20 protein-coding genes and 1 tRNA gene are annotated in these 17,093 nt (G+C 42.6%); 10 read left to right on the forward strand and 11 right to left on the reverse strand.

The window, feature by feature from the left end:
- The 3 genes from ASULF_RS10365 to ASULF_RS10375 all read right to left on the reverse strand — a co-directional run bounded on the left by ASULF_RS10365 (position 1) and on the right by ASULF_RS10375 (position 1,788).
- Entirely contained in the window at positions 1-522 is a 522-nt protein-coding gene (locus tag ASULF_RS10365) for a hypothetical protein (RefSeq protein WP_015591678.1), read from the reverse strand.
- Positions 523-555: 33 nt separating this feature from the next.
- Entirely contained in the window at positions 556-702 is a 147-nt protein-coding gene (locus tag ASULF_RS12080; RefSeq protein WP_169336408.1) for a hypothetical protein, read from the reverse strand.
- An 87-nt stretch (positions 703-789) separates the two neighbouring features.
- Positions 790-1,788: a sulfite exporter TauE/SafE family protein gene (locus tag ASULF_RS10375; RefSeq protein WP_015591680.1), complete on the reverse strand. Its 999-nt coding sequence runs from the start codon at positions 1,786-1,788 to the stop codon at positions 790-792.
- A 146-nt stretch (positions 1,789-1,934) separates the two neighbouring features.
- Between ASULF_RS10375 and ASULF_RS10380 the strand changes: the two genes are divergently transcribed.
- Positions 1,935-2,300, forward strand: a complete 366-nt coding sequence (locus ASULF_RS10380) for a hypothetical protein (RefSeq protein WP_144060546.1) — start codon at positions 1,935-1,937, stop codon at positions 2,298-2,300.
- 90 nt (positions 2,301-2,390) lie between these two features.
- Complete coding sequence (locus tag ASULF_RS10385) at positions 2,391-4,232, forward strand: aldehyde ferredoxin oxidoreductase family protein (protein WP_015591682.1); 1,842 nt, start codon at positions 2,391-2,393, stop codon at positions 4,230-4,232.
- A gap of 157 nt (positions 4,233-4,389) precedes the next feature.
- On the opposite strand, the gene ASULF_RS10390 is transcribed toward ASULF_RS10385, so the two are convergent.
- Positions 4,390-4,908 carry a nitroreductase family protein gene (locus ASULF_RS10390; protein WP_015591683.1) on the reverse strand — a complete coding sequence of 173 codons (519 nt, stop codon included), beginning with the start codon at positions 4,906-4,908 and terminating at the stop codon, positions 4,390-4,392.
- 93 nt (positions 4,909-5,001) lie between these two features.
- Between ASULF_RS10390 and ASULF_RS10395 the strand changes: the two genes are divergently transcribed.
- Both ASULF_RS10395 and ASULF_RS10400 read left to right on the forward strand, forming a co-directional pair.
- Positions 5,002-6,294, forward strand: coding sequence for a thymidylate synthase (locus tag ASULF_RS10395; protein ID WP_015591684.1), 1,293 nt, complete (start codon positions 5,002-5,004; stop codon positions 6,292-6,294).
- Between the two features lie 53 nt (positions 6,295-6,347).
- Entirely contained in the window at positions 6,348-6,866 is a 519-nt protein-coding gene (locus ASULF_RS10400; protein WP_201763917.1) for an HD domain-containing protein, read from the forward strand.
- Positions 6,867-6,892: 26 nt separating this feature from the next.
- Here the strand turns inward: ASULF_RS10400 and ASULF_RS10405 are convergent, their stop codons facing one another.
- The gene (locus tag ASULF_RS10405) at positions 6,893-8,563 is read right to left on the reverse strand and encodes an FAD-dependent oxidoreductase (protein ID WP_015591686.1); all 1,671 of its coding nucleotides are present in this window, start codon (positions 8,561-8,563) and stop codon (positions 6,893-6,895) included.
- 35 nt (positions 8,564-8,598) lie between these two features.
- Entirely contained in the window at positions 8,599-9,087 is a 489-nt protein-coding gene (locus ASULF_RS10410; RefSeq protein WP_015591687.1) for a hypothetical protein, read from the reverse strand.
- Positions 9,088-9,451: 364 nt separating this feature from the next.
- Between ASULF_RS10410 and ASULF_RS10415 the strand changes: the two genes are divergently transcribed.
- The 5 genes from ASULF_RS10415 to ASULF_RS10435 all read left to right on the forward strand — a co-directional run bounded on the left by ASULF_RS10415 (position 9,452) and on the right by ASULF_RS10435 (position 13,886).
- Positions 9,452-10,603 (forward strand): NAD(P)/FAD-dependent oxidoreductase, encoded by a 1,152-nt coding sequence (locus ASULF_RS10415; RefSeq protein WP_015591688.1) that lies wholly within the window; start codon positions 9,452-9,454, stop codon positions 10,601-10,603.
- Between the two features lie 19 nt (positions 10,604-10,622).
- On the forward strand, positions 10,623-11,459 hold the full coding sequence (locus tag ASULF_RS10420; RefSeq protein WP_015591689.1) for a DUF1641 domain-containing protein: 837 nt from the start codon (positions 10,623-10,625) through the stop codon (positions 11,457-11,459).
- A 187-nt stretch (positions 11,460-11,646) separates the two neighbouring features.
- A complete protein-coding gene (locus tag ASULF_RS10425) occupies positions 11,647-12,312 on the forward strand; it encodes a respiratory nitrate reductase subunit gamma (protein WP_015591690.1) in 666 nt (221 codons plus the stop codon).
- An 11-nt stretch (positions 12,313-12,323) separates the two neighbouring features.
- Positions 12,324-13,718 carry a (Fe-S)-binding protein gene (locus ASULF_RS10430; RefSeq protein WP_015591691.1) on the forward strand — a complete coding sequence of 465 codons (1,395 nt, stop codon included), beginning with the start codon at positions 12,324-12,326 and terminating at the stop codon, positions 13,716-13,718.
- A 95-nt stretch (positions 13,719-13,813) separates the two neighbouring features.
- Positions 13,814-13,886 (forward strand) — tRNA-Gln (locus tag ASULF_RS10435).
- A gap of 59 nt (positions 13,887-13,945) precedes the next feature.
- Here the strand turns inward: ASULF_RS10435 and ASULF_RS10440 are convergent.
- The 5 genes from ASULF_RS10440 to ASULF_RS11800 all read right to left on the reverse strand — a co-directional run bounded on the left by ASULF_RS10440 (position 13,946) and on the right by ASULF_RS11800 (position 16,222).
- The gene (locus ASULF_RS10440; RefSeq protein ID WP_015591692.1) at positions 13,946-14,872 is read right to left on the reverse strand and encodes an RNA-guided endonuclease InsQ/TnpB family protein; all 927 of its coding nucleotides are present in this window, start codon (positions 14,870-14,872) and stop codon (positions 13,946-13,948) included.
- On the reverse strand, positions 14,873-15,100 hold the full coding sequence (locus ASULF_RS12240) for a helix-turn-helix domain-containing protein (RefSeq protein ID WP_015591693.1): 228 nt from the start codon (positions 15,098-15,100) through the stop codon (positions 14,873-14,875).
- Positions 15,090-15,506 (reverse strand): IS200/IS605 family transposase, encoded by a 417-nt coding sequence (gene tnpA / locus ASULF_RS10445; RefSeq protein ID WP_015591694.1) that lies wholly within the window; start codon positions 15,504-15,506, stop codon positions 15,090-15,092. The genes ASULF_RS12240 and tnpA overlap by 11 nt, the downstream gene beginning before the upstream one ends.
- Before the next feature lie 294 nt (positions 15,507-15,800).
- Complete coding sequence (locus ASULF_RS10450) at positions 15,801-16,001, reverse strand: hypothetical protein (RefSeq protein ID WP_048098234.1); 201 nt, start codon at positions 15,999-16,001, stop codon at positions 15,801-15,803.
- Between the two features lie 29 nt (positions 16,002-16,030).
- Positions 16,031-16,222, reverse strand: coding sequence for a hypothetical protein (locus ASULF_RS11800; RefSeq protein WP_144060547.1), 192 nt, complete (start codon positions 16,220-16,222; stop codon positions 16,031-16,033).
- Between the two features lie 327 nt (positions 16,223-16,549).
- On the opposite strand from ASULF_RS11800, the gene ASULF_RS10460 reads away from it, so the two are divergent.
- Entirely contained in the window at positions 16,550-16,804 is a 255-nt protein-coding gene (locus ASULF_RS10460) for a hypothetical protein (protein WP_015591696.1), read from the forward strand.
- Positions 16,805-17,093 lie beyond the last annotated feature (289 nt).

Raw genomic sequence — 17,093 nt, forward strand, 5'->3', positions numbered from 1 at the left:
TTAATGGACACCTCCCACATTCATGATTAAAGGCCTGAGTATCGCATACACGAACTCTATCGTTATAATGACCAGCAGAACCCTCAGTGCACCGTGAGCCTTCGGTATTGCGAACAGGAATCCTACCAGAGGTGTCAGAGCTAATATCGTTATTCCCAGAATAACGATGTTCTCCGGATCCATCAGATCAGACAGGAACCATGAATAACCGTTGATTTCCGTTCCCTTGACATCTTTCCAGAATGCTACGGCTGGCTCATTCCATCTCGCTGCCTCATTGCTTGGGTTGTCCTTGGGGCTTATGCCAACGAAGTAGAATACCGATGCGATTATGATTACTGCAAGTCCAACATTGCACAGAATTCTCATGACATCTCCAAAGACCCCGTTAACCGGATCAATCGTTATCTTTTCCGGTACTGTCTCTTTCATCGGTGCTAAAGCCTCTTTCGGGTGAATAGGTTCCATTGTGTCTGCCAGTTCATCAACACTCGGTACGATCTCTTTTATCTTACTTCCCATAAACATCACCTCGATTACTTCAAATATCCCAAACTATCTCAACTTTTTATGAAATAGAGCACTCAACCCACAATAAATCACATATTTCGGCACATCGACCTCTTTTCTGGCCTCCTGCTTGACAGATACACCTGATTCCATAGACGGGGCCAGAGCCTCTCCAGCGTACAGTGGATCCATCGTATCTGCCAGTTCATCTAAACTTGGAAATAAATTTTTTATATTATTCACAATTTTTTTAATTCCGTATTCCAAGCTTTCACCTCCTCACCACTTAAAAACACCCATCGAAGACAGTCCCTGAATTATGTTCACAATAGCAGACAGTCCAATTAGGCCGATGACCAAGTACTTGATGACCTTCGGCTTAGTTCTGACTGCGATTCTCGAGCCTATTCTCGATCCAATACCTATTCCAAGTACTGTAGGTACAACGATCAATGGCAGTACTGCACCTTTCGACAGATACACCCACAGCGATGCTGAATCGTTTATTGCTAGGATTACCATACTCGTAGCCACCGCTGCCTTGAGTGGAACTCCCATGATCAGGTTCAGGACTGGAACATTTGCCCATCCAGCACCGAGTCCAAACATTCCTGCAACGAATCCAACTCCAGCGAAAAACAGTAAACCTATTGGCAGGTTTCCTACCCTGTACTCCACAACCCTGTTGAGTGTTGGCTCATACCATTCGCCATATATGTTAAGCATTTTCGAGAGTCTGTCCTGCTTTTTAGTCTCTGGATACTCGACATTCTTCGATGTGGCCAAAGCTGCGAGCATTATGAATAGAACAACACCTAAGCTAACTTTTACATAACTTGAGCCTTGCGGGAATGCATTTGATATCCACAGCCCAAATACACTGCCCATTATTGAGAAAATTGTTGAAACCACTACCAACGGTGCTGCAACCTTAAAGTTGGCCAATCCTTTCTTTGTGAAGTGTGGTGCTGAACTTAGGGCTGTAGTCAGGGCAGCAACAAGCCCAGCTCCTCTAATGAAGTCAACATGAAACGGCAGTATAGCCATGCCAAGTCCTACGAATATAACTCCACCACCAACACCAGACATTGGACCGAGTATACCTATGACGAATGTGAACAGGAAAAGGAAGATAACCCACTCAGACCACAACGAGACCCCCATCGCACCCCCCTGAAGGAAAAACCATGCTAAAATTCCTGCAATCAGTATTATCGCTGAAATGGCTGCCAGAACTGTCTGCCTACTCTTTTTGGCACTTTTAAGTTCTGTAACCATATGAGCCGTTTTGTGTCAAATTGTATATAAAACTTGTGATATGTGTCAAAAATAAACAAAACAAAATTAATAAAATCTAATTTGTTACAAATTGTTACAAATCAAGTTTTAAAGGTCGTTAACGAGATACAAAATCACGAAAAAACATGAAAGACATTAATATATCTCAAAAAAACGAAAATTACTTAAAGTATTATGAATTAAAACACATTATGGGTATGGCTAATAGAAGAGGTAATAATGGGAATGTATTGAACCTAAGAATTAAGACTGATAATAAGTTTGAAGAAAAGTTCATAAAGGTTAAAGAGGAACTCGGACTCAACTCAAATGCTGAGGTGGTGAGGTACCTGGTCAACAAATACTATAAAGAACTTCTCGAGAAGGGTTCGCTCCTGATTTTGCCAATACCGAAGATTTTGCCCAGAATTGCAGATTTAATTAATATTTCGGTAGATTTTTCCATGTTCGATGTTGTTAACCTATTACCAGGACTCTGTCTGAGCTTCTGATAACCGATATGCACAATAGCACATATCAACCTAATTTTATCATGGGAAAGCAATTTATAGTAGTTAAACTATCTACTTTTGGGTGAAAATATGGGAGGTTACATGGGAAAAATTCTAAGAGTTGATCTGTCCTCTGGAACAACGAAAATAGAGCCAATTAGTGAAGAAATCGCAAGGAAATACCTTGGTGGAAAGGGTTATGCCACTTACATGATTTATCAGAAGCTTAAAAGCCTCGAAAAGGAGGGAATTTATCCTGCTGACATCGATCCATTAGGCGAATTCAACGATCTGATTTTTGCCACCGGACCTGCAACGGGCATTGCAGGTTTTCCAGAACCTGGGAGATATCATGTAATGACTGTAAGATCCCCGCTGACAGGTTCGATAGGCAGTGCAAACTCAGGCGGTAAGTTCGGCCCGTACATGAAGTTTGCCGGCTTTGATATCATTGTCGTTGAAGGAAAATCTGACAAGCCGGTATATCTGGAGGTCGTGGACGGTTCTGCCGAGATTAAGGACGCGTCCGATCTGTGGGGTAGAAATGTATTCGACACAACCAGAATCCTGAGCGACAGGGTTGGAAGAAGATGCAGTGTCGCGTGCATAGGGCCTGCTGGAGAGAATCTCGTGCTTTTCGCGAACATAATGAACGATGAACATAGGGCTGCTGGAAGAACTGGGGTCGGAGCGGTTATGGGATCAAAGAAGCTCAAAGCAATAGTATGTGCTGGAAACACAAGACCGAAGCCAGAGGATCCAGAGAAATTCAGGGAAGAGTCCAAGAAAGCAAACGATAAAATAAAGCAGAATCCACTGACAGGAGAGGGATTGACCAAGTATGGGACAGCGATTCTTGTTAATGTGATAAACAACGCTGGCTCTCTACCATTCAAGAACTGGCAGACCGGATACAATCCGGAAGCGGATAAGATCAGTGGTGAGACCCTTGCCGAGAAATACCTGATAAAGAACCACGGATGCTGGGGATGCACGATTACATGCGGAAGGGTCACCAAGGTTGAAAGCGGACCGTATCAGATCCTTTACAGCGAGGGTCCAGAGTACGAGTCAATATGGTCTCTGGGAAATGCTACTGGTGTGACTGACCTAGAAGCGATCATCAAGGCCAACCACTTCTGCGATGAATACGGGCTGGACACGATATCGATGGGTTCAACAATTGCATGTGCAATGGAGCTTTACGAAAAAGGATCGATTCCAGAGGAGTACTTGCAGGGAGTTGATCTGAGCTTTGGAAACTCTTCAGCTTTGGTTGAGATGGTCTGGAGGACGGCCTTCAAAGCAGGATTCGGAAAGTATCTCGCCCTTGGATCAAAGAGGCTTGCTGAGATGTTCGGTCATCCTGAGCTATCGATGAGCGTCAAAGGACTGGAGATGCCAGCCTATGATCCGAGGGGCATCAAGGGAATTGGTCTGACCTATGCCACAGCGAACAGAGGAGGATGCCATGTTACCGGATACACGGTAGCTCCTGAGATTGCTGGATTGCCTGAAAAAATCGATCCCCTCACAGAGGAGGGGAAGGCACAGTGGGTCAAGGCATTCCAGGACTTCACCTGTGTGGTTAACTCAACGGTTAACTGCCTGTTCACAACATTCGCGATTGGAGCTGAGGACTTCGCTCCAATGCTTTCTGCAGTAACCGGATGGGACTTCAGCGTTGAAGAACTCATGAAGATTGGAGAGAGAATATACAACCTCGAGAGGGTCATCATCAACAAGTTCGGGTTCGATGCCAAAGATGATACACTGCCTCCAAGGCTCCTGAAAGAGGCTCTGCCAGAGGGTGCTGCCAAGGGACATGTTGTCGATCTCGATAAGATGAAGAAGGAGTACTACGAGATTAGAGGATGGGTTGATGGAGTTCCAACGGAAGAAAAGTTGAAGGAGCTTGAGATTGAACTATAATTTATATTTTTATTTGTTTTTGACTATTTCCAGATCATAACCTGCCGTTTTGCCGGCAGTTTCTGGCTGTTTCACTACCTCGTTGGGTGTAAGTAGATTAAGTGAATAGAGATGCTAATAAGTGCGTCTTTTGCAGTTACATCCCAAGATCACTATTTTACCACTTCTCCAAATGTACTCGATCCCCCCTGTACCTATCTGCCTCATAAAAGTCATCATCTGATTCCGGATAACCCAGAGACACCAGACTGAAAACCACAACTCCATCTGGAACCTCAAGAAGCTCGGCTATCGATTTCATCCTGTCCTCTACAGGATAGACCCCGAGCCATACTGATCCGATCCCAAGCATTCTCGCAGAGAGCAGAATGTTCTGGGTTGCAGCAGAGCAGTCCTGAACCCACATATCGTGTTTGTACTTGGATAAGCTGAGTTCCGCACAGACAGCAATTGCCGCATCCGCACTGGCAAGCATCTTCCCATAGGGATGAGTTTCTGCGAGCTTTTTCAGCCTCTCCTTATCCCTGACTACAATAAAGTGCCAGGGCTGTTCATTTCCAGCAGAGGGAGCAAGCATGGCAGCTTTGAGTATCTTCTCAATCTTCACATCCTTAATCTTTCTTCCGGAGTATTTCCTTATGCTCCTCCTCGTGTATATCATTTCCAAGCAGTCCATGATATGCAATTGCTTTAGCCATATATAAGCTGTTGTGCATGCGATGCATCGCATTCTGTTACCTCACGAAAAACTATTTCCGTGTTGCAATCTATGAGGGAGGTAATGATAGTATCCAGAACGTGGGAGCAGGCAAAAGAGATGCTTTTGAAAAAAATAGTAAGCGAGGGTAAAAAATACCTCTCGAGGTTTGGCGATACGCTGAGGTGTGAGCCCAGCTTAGTTGTTGTTGAAAAGCCCGATTACTTCTTTGATATTGAACATGACTTCTCCGGCTGGACTTTCTGTGGAGAGAGCTATTTAAGCAGGGTGGAGAAAGTTCTGGATATTTGTGCCGAGAAAATAAAAAGTAGCCCGTATACAAGGAGGGTCTCGATACCGATATGGATGCCAAAAGATCATCACTGCAGAAACCCACCAGCGATAACGGAGATCTCACTTCTTCCTGTGAAGGAACTGCATGCCACTGCATACATCAGATCCCTCGATGCGTATAACTTCTTCATGCATAACGCTGACTTCATAACCTTTGTTCTGGACTATGTGGCTGAAAAAGCAGGTTTTGATGTTGGCAGTGCCGGGTTCATCGCTTCCATCCCTCACATTTATTTAAGAGACCTGAAGCACATCGATCTTGATTCTGATTATGAGGAAATCACAGGTTTTCACCCTCTCGCAGTCCACCTGAAAGAGGATTACCTCTCCACAGCATGGCATTCTGCGATGGAGGTGGTATACCACAACGGCATGACGAAAAGGACAGAATGGGGCGAGATCTTCGAGGGTCAGAAGGAGAGCAAATTCGTCCAGAGGCTCTTTATTGAGGTTAAAAACCCATACGAGCATCAGATTCACGATAAAGCTCCGTTCACGAAGAAGTACGCAATAGACTACGCCCACGACTACATGATATGCGCTAAATTCATTGACAGGCCGGTTAACGAGAGAATCCTGAAAGAGGGTGAGACCTACACCTATGCTGAGAGAGCCAGGTACTGCGAAAGAGATGATCTGATAGTGGATCAGCTTTACACGGTAATCGAGAAGCTGAAACAGGACAGGTACAGAAGGGACTGCTATGTCGGGATCTCGAGGATCTGGGATTTAAAAAGCGATGAGCCCCCATGCCTGAGAGGATATCAATTCGTTGGTGATCATGATCACCTCAAAGGGATATTCTACATGAGATCAAATGACATCTATGGAGCCATGCACGCCAATGCCTACGCTTTCTCAACGCTAACGCAGTATGTTGCCGAGCTTACTGGATTTCAAAGGCATAAATACTACCATTTTGCAGTCGATGCACACATATATGGCGAGTTCCTGAAAGCTGTGAAGGAAATACTCGAGCCAGAGACACCGAGCTTCTTTGATAAAACTTAGACCATATCAAAAATCAATAAATCTTTAATAAATATATGAAACATCCAATTTCTGTGAACTCGCACGATCACGAGCATGTAAAGAGAGTATTAAACCTAGCATTGTACATAGCCGAGAGAGAGGGTGGAGATATAGCGATCGTGAAGAAAGCTGCCGAACTGCACGACATAGCGAGGGATAAAGAAAACCACGCAGTAGAGGGGGCCAAAATTGCAAGAGAGATTCTGAAAGAAGAGGGATTCGATAGGGAGTTCATTGACAGGGTTGCCCACTGCATCGAAGCACATTCCTTCTCATCTGGCATTGAGCCTAAAACGCTTGAGGCTAAAATACTCAGTGATGCGGACAAGCTTGATGCGATGGGTGCTATTGGAGTTGTAAGGGCATTTCAGTACTCCTTTGAGAATGGTAGAAGTTTAGAAGACACACTGAAACATTTTGATGAGAAGCTGCTGAAACTCTATGACTGTCTCTACACAAATACAGCAAAGAAAATTGGAATGGAAAGGCACAGATTCATGAAGGAGTTCTATGAAAGAATTAAAAAAGAGCTAAAGGGTTGCAGGCTGTAAGTTAAAGCTATCAGAAGTTAAAGCTATCAGAAAACCCATGTCGCCAGTGCGCCATCCAAGAACCTGACTTTCTCAAAGCCCTTGTTCATCAGGAGTCTGGCTGCTTCATAGCTCCTCGTACCGATCGCACATATCGTCACGATCTCCTTGTCCTTTGGAAGTTCATCGAGCCTGTTTCTGAGTTCTGAGAGCGGGATGTTGTGTACCTCGTACCCCTCTATTCTCCTCGCCTCGAACTCCTTCTGGCTCCTGACATCAAGCAGATACAGATCCTCTCCAGCATCAAGTCTCCTTTTCAGCTCGACTGGAGTTATTCCGTTGAGTAATCCATCCAGTTTGTTCTTTATGATGTTTCCTGCATGAATTACATGATCCAGAGCTGCGGAGAATGGTGGAGCATAAGCAAGATCAACCTCAGCCAGATCATCAACAGTCGCCCCTCTGTGGATGGCCATTGCAATGACATCAATTCTCTTATCTATAACTCCAAGTCCAAAAGCCTGAGCACCAAGGACTTTTCTTGTTCTCCTGTCAGCAATGAGTTTGAGTCTGATGGGCTTGAAACCCGGGTAGTAGTGTGCTCTGTCAGGACCGGGAGAAATCGCTATAACTGGATCAAAGCCCGCCTCTCTTGCCTGTTTTTCAGTCAGTCCCGTTCTGCCCGCATCTGCATTGAAAACCCTGAAAATGCTTGTGCAGAGAACACCCCTCCATTTCGATTTTCCGCCGGTGATATTATCACCTATGATTCTTCCATGCTTGTTTGCAGTTGAGCCAAGAGGAGTATAGACATGCTTGCCTGTGAGTAGATTTATGTTTTCCACACAGTCCCCGCCAGCATAGATAAAAGGGTCCGAGGTCTGGAGGTACTCATTTACTTTAATAGCACCTTTCTCTGTTAGCTCAAGTCCTGCACTTTCAGCAAGCTCTGTCCTCGGCTCCACACCTATAGATATGATTACAAGCTCTGCAGGCAGTATCTTTTCATTAACTCTAACCGCTTTAACCTTTCCATCTTCTGTTATAAACTCCTGGACAGTCGTAGATGTCAGTACTTTTACACCTTCTCTTATTATACATTTTCTGACAAGTTCTGCCATTTCAAAATCAAAGGAGTTCCATAAAAGCTGGTTTTTTAGTTCAACGATCGTCACATCAATATCGAGTCTTTCAAGAGCCTCAGCAGTCTCCAGACCTATCAATCCACCACCGATGATTACGGCACTCTCAATGGACTCATTCATCCACATTTCTGTAATCTTCAAAGCATCCTCTGCTGATGTGAGTGAGAAAATTCCATCTGCATCCACCCCCTTCACACTCAGTCTTACTGGTTTTGCTCCGGTCGCGAGTACCAGGTAGTCATAGTTCAGCTCGTCATCTCTTCCATTTCTGGAAATTTTGACAGCCTTTCTTTTTCTGTCAATACTGAGAGCTTCTGTTTTTGTCAGCACATTGATATTCTTTACTTTTTTGAAGTATTCCTCGTCTCTGACATCTCCACTCAGGGTTTCCATGAGATTGGATATGTCGTGAACGAAACCCTCGACATAGTATGGCAGACCACATCTTCCAAGAGAAGGATATTCGCCTTTTTCAATAACTGTGATCTCAGCTTCCTCGTCTCTCCTTCTCGCTCTTGAAGCTGCTTTGAGTCCTGCAGCACCCCCACCTACTACTACGATTTCTCTGCCCATTTAATCACCTTATAAAAAAATAAAAAAGATAGATATTAATTCATAATTTCTTTTATCTTCTTTGCAATGGGTTTTAACCTGTAATGGAACTCTTCTGACTCAAACTTCTGTTCGTGTAACTGTTCATCTCTATCAATCAATCCAAAAACCCTTGCTTTTCTGCTGAGATTGGCGAGAGCCTCGTGGAAATCCCTTCTTTTCATCATGATTCTGAGGTCGATTTCGGTCTTTGACAACCAGTTCTCTGTCGAAAGAGTTTCGAGGAGAAGCCTCTCATTCTCTCCGAGACTGGCTATGAAATCTCTGATTCTCTTTTCTTCATCCCCATCAATCTCGCATTTTATTTCTTTTCTCTCTCCATCTTTCTGCGATGTAAAAACACCATATTCAAGAAGGGACTTCATCAAGCTGTCCACTCTCTCAAGGTTATCGACCGTGGTGCAACATGGAATCTCGGTTTCTCCAATCCTGATCTTTTGAACGGTTTCACCTACGATGGCATATTCGGGTTCGATTTTCCTCATTTTTTTACCCCCATAATAATCTGTTCCATCCACTATTAAATTTTTCTAATAATATATATTATTAGACCATAATAAAATTTTAAAGCCAGAAACGGTCAAATTCTTTTAAAGTAAATTTCACAAGTTTTCAGAAAATAAGAGTTAATCTTCTCAGATTGATCTGTGTTAAAAGTTGTGAGTAAAAAAAGATTTAATAAATCTATGCTTTTTGAAAATTAAAACATTTTTATCGTTACACATATAATCCAATAAATTTCTTAAAAATTATAACAATTTTATTTATAATTCAATTGATTGATTTTATTGGTTTTTACACCGTGATGTTTATATACTATCAATAAATGGTTATTACTGGTGAATCAATATGGCGAGAATTCTGATTGTGGGCGGTGGTAGCGCAGGCATAATGACTGCTGCAAGACTTAGAAATGCTTTATCCATGGATGAAGCGGAGATCACTATTGTTGACAGAAGTGACAAACACTATTATCAGCCTGGATATACATTGATTCCCTTTGGTCTTGAGGAAGTCGAGAACCTGATAAAACCGATGAAAGATGTCATACCAGCAGGCTGCAACTTTATACAGGATGAAGTGGTCTCTTTTAACTTCGATAACAATTATGTTGAAACGAAGGGTGGAAAAAGGCTTGAGTATGACTACTTGGTCTTGGCAACAGGAGCAAAACTGGTTATGGAGGAAATTGAAGGCCTTGCCGAAAATCTCTACAAGAACGGAGTCCACACCTTTTATACGCTTGAGGGAGCAATTAAACTAAAGGAGGCTCTTGAAGAGTTTGAGGGAGGAGACTTTGTAACCATCCAGGCACCGATTCCATTCAAGTGCCCTGGCGCCCCGATAAAATTCACACTTCTCGCAGATGACTACTTCAGAAGAAGGGGCATCAGAAACAATGTTAACATAACCATCACATCTGCACTCCCGGCAATATTCTCACGAGAGCCCTATGCATCAAAGCTTGACGCGATGTTCAGGGACAGAAACATAAACACCAAGAGTGGCTTTACACCATCTGAGATCGATCCGGAGGAGAAAGTTGTAAGATCGTGGGAAGGTGATGAGCTGCATTATGACCTCTTGGTCGTAGTGCCACCAAATGAGGGAGAATCGATTTATGAAGGAACGGGGATTGCCGACGCCACAAACTTCGTGATGGCAGACAAACACAAACTTCAGCTGGAGAAGTACCCGAATGTTTTTGTTATCGGAGATTGTGCAAACTACCCCACATCCAAGACGGCATCTGGAGCGAGAAAGCAGGCTGAAGTTCTTGTTAAGAACCTTCTTGCTGTGATGAAGGGAGAGGAACCAAAGGCAAGATACACAGGACACATAATCTGTCCGATAATAACAAGATTTGGAAAAGCAATGTTTGCCGAATTCGATTATGAAAAATCAATCTCTCCAGCCCAGGAGATGTGGAGCAACTGGGTTATCAAGGTTTACATGCTCAGACCCATGTACTGGAGCTTGATGCTTAGAGGACTGCTGTAACCCGCAAGGGGTGTTACTGATGGAAAGCAAGACTTTGGGCTCTCTGGACGGTGAGATCGTTTATACAATTGAGGCAACCAAGGATTTAATCCAGGAACTACTACCAAAGCTCAAAGAACTCTCAGAGGAAATCACACCGCTTTTAACCGAATTCAGGAAGAATGTTGACCGAGATGAAACCGTCATCCTTCTTACAAAACTTACAGAGAACATTGACACAATGCTAAAGCTGATAAACCTGATGGAAGCAGGGAGAGACTTTCTGGAAGAAGGTATACCAAACTTCAAAGAACTCTCAGAGGAAATCACACCGCTTTTAACCGAATTCAGGAAGAATGTTGACCGAGATGAAACCGTCATCCTTCTTACAAAACTTACAGAGAACATTGACACAATGCTAAAGCTGATAAACCTGATGGAAGCAGGGAGAGACTTTCTGGAAGAAGGTATACCAAACTTCAAAGAACTCTCAGAGGAAATCACACCGAAAATTAATCGTCTGAGAACTTTGCTTGATGATGATGAGACATGGAAGTTCATTGAATATGCTCTTGTCATGAAGGGCCCACTTACGAGGTTCATGGAATCAATGATGGTTGATGAGGAGGGCAGTATTAACCTCGACTCGATTGAGAAAACCTTCGAAATGCTATCAGAACTTGCAACAATCGTGAAGCAACCATCTTTACAGAAAATGATTGAAGGTGTGGTGGAGGGTTTCAAAAAGCTTGATGAGGAGGAAATAAAGAAAGTCTCTACCTTTGGGATTCTCTCGGCAATGAGGGACGAAGATGTCCAGAGAGGTATTGGAGCTGTTTTCACGATTTTGAAAGCCCTTGGGAGGGCTTTGAAATAATTTTTTTTGTTTATTTTTTAGCAACTATAATTTTATAAATCATAACTTCTGGCCTTTTTAAAATAAGAAAAATTTATAAAATCGATAGCATTCAAACGATTGTTCAAATAAATAAAAAGTTGGAATTTATTATGAAAACAAAATACTTAAATAACTAGTTCTATGGAGTAAAACAGGGGTGTTTTGAATGAATGGATGGGAATATTTTGTTGGAGTCGTGATGCCATACATAGCCATGTCAATTTTCGTCATAGCTGCAATTTATAAGGTTATAAGATGGGCAACAGCACCAAAGAATCTGGATTGGGAACTATTTCCCGTTCCGGAATCAAAAGGTAAGCAGATAGCAGAGATGCTTAGGGAAATAATAGTACTCTATCAAGTTTACAATTATAACAGAAAAATATGGTTTCAGTCCCTTCTACTTCACTACGGACTTTATGCTCTAGGACTGTGGCTCGTTCTGACAGTAATCGGAGTTAATGTGTATTATCTCGGTGTTCTCGGTGCAGTAGGTGTTTTGATTGGATCTGTTTTGCTCTTCTTAACGAGGTTATCGAATTCAGAGATGAAAATGATCTCCAATGCGACACAGTACATAAACCTGCTGCTGTTGATGATAACTTCAGGACTTGCACTGTATGCGGACTTCTTCAATTTCAAGATAAGGGACTACTTCCTCAGCATACTAACCGGATCACCAAACTACCAGATATTCGACAAACCGGAGTTCTTCTTAGCATTGTTCTTCGTTGAGATCTTCGTGCTCTACCTCCCGCTGAGTTCGATGGTCCACTTTTTCGCGAAATACTACACATGGGATAAGATCAGATGGGGAGGTAGCTCACACTGAGGTGGTGTATCATGGCTGAAGAGAAGATGAGAAGGGTTTTTGATGAATTCAGAGCATTATCTGATGAAATTCTCAAGCCGGATGAACCGAAAAAGGAGAAGTTCATTCAGGCTTTCAAGAAGATGCTTGATAAGGAAGAAAACTGGACTTTCTGGCTGCCACTTCTGACATCCCTGGACTTGTGTGTGAAATGCAACACATGTGCTGAAGCCTGTCCATTCTATACCGCAAGCGGAAAGAAGCCGATATACCACCCGGTTTACAGATCCGACATGCTGAGAAGGATCTATAAGAAGTATTTCACCCTGAGCGGTAAAATATTCGGAGGATTGGTGGGAGCTAGGGATGTTACTGAGGAGGACATCAATGCTCTTGCAGAATCCGCCTACAGATGCAGTGTTTGCAGAAGATGTGCCTATGTCTGTCCGATAGGGGTTGACAACGGCCTGATTACGAGAGAAGTGAGGAAGATGCTTTACGAGATAGGCATAGCCCCAGATGAGATATATCTCAAAGGAACGCTTTACCAGAAAGAATTCGGAAACGCAACCAAAACACCTGCTGAAGCCTTCCTCAACACACTCGACTTTATAAAAGAGGACTTGGAGGACGAGAAGGGTATAGAGGTAGAAATACCGGTGGATAAGGTGGGAGCAGATTACCTGATAATAAACAACGCTGGAGACTATTTCGCTTTCCTTGACACGATAATCGGACAGGTGGAAGTTCTTAACGCTGCTGGAATCGACTGGACATACAACACACCCTTTAAAAATGGAACGAACGATGTTGTCAACTATGGACTGTTCTTCAGTGATAAGGAACTTGTGGATATTGGAAAACTACACTTGGAAGTTGTCAAGAAGCTGAAGCCGAAGACGGTTGTTGTTGGTGAATGTGGACATGCTTATGAGGCTATGAAGTTCCTGTACAAGGACATATTCCCAGAGTGGAAGAATGTCAGGGTTATCAGCATAATCGAGCTTTTCGATGAGCTCATAAGGACTGGAAAGATAAAGGTCGATCCAGAGAAGAACCCACAGCCAGTAACCTACCACGACCCATGTAAGCTTGGAAGGCTCGGAGGGCTTTACGAGGAACCAAGAAGGATCCTCAAGGCTGTATGTAAGGACTTCAGAGAGATGCAGCCGAACAGAGAGATGAGTGTCTGCTGTGGTGGTGGAGGTGGATTTGCAATAATGCACAAGGACGACTTCATGACCTTCAGGATGGAGACATACGGCAAGATCAAAGCAAATCAGATCAAGGAAACTGGAGCTGAGGTCCTCGCTCTGGCCTGCTCCAACTGTAAGGGACAGTTCAGAGAGATCATAAACTGGCACAAACTAGATGTTGAGTGGAAGGGTATAGCAGAACTCGTAGCAAATGCGCTCGTATATGAGTAAATTTTTTTATCTTTATTTTATTGGACTAGTCTAACAATTTGTTCTAACCGAACCAAAATGCATATAAATCAATTGTTTGAATGATTACAATGCACAGCCCCGTGGGGTAGCGGTCAATCCTGTCGGACTCTGGATCCGACGACTCCGGTTCGAATCCGGACGGGGCTATGCAACCTCAGTTTTTTAAAGCCTTAACTCTTCCAACCTTTTATCGCAAAATAGAGACTTTACAGTAAGTGAACTACTCCGTCCTCGGACGGAGCTTCCTGCTTCACAGAGGAGACTTGCCCCTCGATAACCGCTTTGGCGGTTACGAGGAGTAGAGGTCCCCTCTCCACAGGCTGACAGGGCCGTCCCAGCCCCCGTGAGAGTATTCTACATGCTGAGATGTAGTCTCTTAACGGGTCATCAAACGACAGACCTTCAGAAGTCCCCTTGGGGCTCACCCTAACCACTCTCCTACCAGCTCTTTCAGCCTTGTAGGAGAGCAGCTGGATGAACTTGCCCCAAGAGGCATCTAATATACGTTGAGCAAGCGTTTTACCTGCTCTAACCATGTTTTGAATTCGTAGATCTTCGACGGCTATGACATCGTAGTTATCGACGTAAAAACGAGAAAGCTTATGTAAGAAGTCGTTGCGTTGATTGACAAGCTTCTCGTAAGCTTTTGCTAACTTGATTCTGCATTTTTCCCAGTTCTTTGAACCCTTTTGCTTCCTTGATAAATCCCTCTGAAGCCTTTTTATCCTCTTTAGTGTTTTCTCATAGAAGCAAGGATTCTCTACTTGTCTTCCATCGGTGTCTGCGAGGAAGTACCTTACTCCAACGTCTATTCCTACAACTTTGCCAGTTGGTGCTAGAGGCTTGGCCCCAACTTCTGCCTGAACTATTGCAAACCACTTTCCAGATTTCGTTCTCTTGATTATTACACCCTTGACCTTGCCTTCAATGCAACGGTGAATCCTAATCGGAATTTCGCCAACCTTTGACAGGATTAGTTTCTTCCTCTCAAAGTCTATCTTGAATCCCGACTGGTTGAAGTTTAGGGTTTTGAAGGAGTTTCCTGTCTTATACCTTAGCCATCCAACCTTCTTTCCCCTCTTCCTCAGCTCTTTCAGGGCTTTGATGTTTGACCATAGCTGATAGTTTACCATTTATAGGACTTTTGAGTAGACTTTGTTCAGTTCTGGCTTCTCCTCTTGCTTGAGTTTAATGATAAGAGCTTGAGTGTCTGTTCGCTTAATCTTCCTTCCTTCTTTCCTTGCTTTGTTGACTTCTTCAAGTAAGCGGTTGTAAAGCCAGCGACACAGCTCAAGCTGCTCTTCAAGAATGTTCTGGACTGTCTTAGAAGGGTATATGCGGAATTTGTAGCTAATCAGCATCGTTTTCACCCTGCGATTCCACATACCTCTTCAGAACATCCAAAGTAACCTGTCCAGTCGTTGCCAAGAAGTAGGATGGAGACCAGAAAACATTCCTCCACAGCTTCTTCTTTACCTCTGGAAAATTTCGCCTTATTTCTCTTGAAGTTATTGTTTTCAGAGCGTTGATATATTTAGGAATGTTCAGTGTTGGCTTTGCTTTGAAGAGGATGTGAACGTGATCGACATCGCATTCTATAGCAAGAACTTCAACCTCAAACGTTTCTGAGATTTCGTGAATTTTCTGTTTGAGGAAGTCTATGATTTCATCATTCGTAAAAACTTTCCTGCGATATTTTATTACGAAGATGAGGTGATAGTGAAGAGAATAGACAGAGTGAGCACCTCTGTCGAGTTTGTATTTCATAGTTTTTAGTTTTTTGCTAAAACTATATAAAATTTACCTCCAGCCTCTCCCTCCCGTCTCCCCTGCTGTATCCTCTCGCTTGCGCAAGGGGACTTAGTAGCAACGGAAAGTTAAAGAATCATAATATTTAACCTTATGAAATTTTCTAGAATCTATTATTTCAGCTTAATCTTAACTAAAAATAAGTTTTCTTGATTTTATCACATATCCGTGCAAAATTCGGTGAAACAACGCTTTGCCAATATCTACAATAATACAACCACTTCAGGGGAGTATACAGTGTTCACCTCACTATCAAAAGTTAATACAGGTCACACATTTTCGCCTTGAATATCCTGATTTGGTTAACCCAACTTTCTTATCTCTTTTTTCAAGCCATTCTGCAAATGTTTTACCTTCAACATCCCTCTCACCTTTCAACCTGCTTATACACCTTTTCAACTCAATTTTTATAACCAAAAATTCATGAATAGTCAATACTCTCTCACCCATCATATCTTATTAATCTCCACAACTCCCGTCATTCAGCAAAAGCTCTCCCTTACGGTATTTCTCTTTCTCAAAATCGATAGAAACAGTATTTTACTATCAAAATGATATATAACCTTCAGAATTTCGCACCTTGTCAGCCACTTTTCTCTATCCGTATTGCATGTGGCAATTGGTGGGCATGCTGTTGCAAGTATTGCCCCAGCAGAAAAACCGTTAATAGACATCAATTAGTTCTTCTTTACAGGGTTTAAAGTTGAGGAATTGGAAGGGTATCAACGGGAATGGCTTTCTTTCCTTATTGAATGCTCAAACAGAACGAGCAATTTTGGATTTATGAACTGCTGGGGGAAGTATTTCCCAGTTAGCAATGATAAGGTTATAGAAATGCTCAAAAGAGCTAAAGAAAGCATGAATCTTGCCCTATCCGTAAAGTTATGTCAGATTGATAATGATATTTCGACAGAAGGATGAACATAGAGGTTTGGAAATGATCGAATCCATGAAAATAGAATTTAGCAAAGTATAAAAGTCCCAATTTTTAACAAAATCCTATGGAAGTTGTAATTTATAGAAACAAACCAGCAGGAGCACGATGTAATCAGTTAGCTGAAAATGTGTTAATGGCTATTGCTGATAACATCGATGAGATAGAAAAAGAGATAGTTGTAAAGATTCTATATGTCAAAGAAAAAGTGGTTGCGCCAGCAATTGAGGTAGAGGGTAGAATGTTAGGGGAAAATCTATCAATGGAAGAGATCATAAACAATTTTTCTCCCGAAAGAATCGCTGAAACTATTAAGAGTTAATTTAAGTTTAATACCTAAATAATAAAAATATATTTTTTAGGCTTTAATGAAGGGAGAGTATAGATACTATGAGTCTCATTCCCTGACGGGGCCATTTTATGCTGTTTTATCCATAATTTGAAACGGTCTGCTTTTTATTGCATTCGCACCATACTGACCACATCCTGATTTTTCTGCAAGATAAGATTGTCAACAATCCCTGATTTCCCACCATTGGCTGATTCTGTCACCAAACATCAACAGATACAGCTAAATTTGAAAATGATGGTAAGATTGCAGAGATACTTGG

It is taken from the genome of Archaeoglobus sulfaticallidus PM70-1, from assembly GCF_000385565.1.
GTDB classification, from domain to species: domain Archaea; phylum Halobacteriota; class Archaeoglobi; order Archaeoglobales; family Archaeoglobaceae; genus Archaeoglobus_A; species Archaeoglobus_A sulfaticallidus.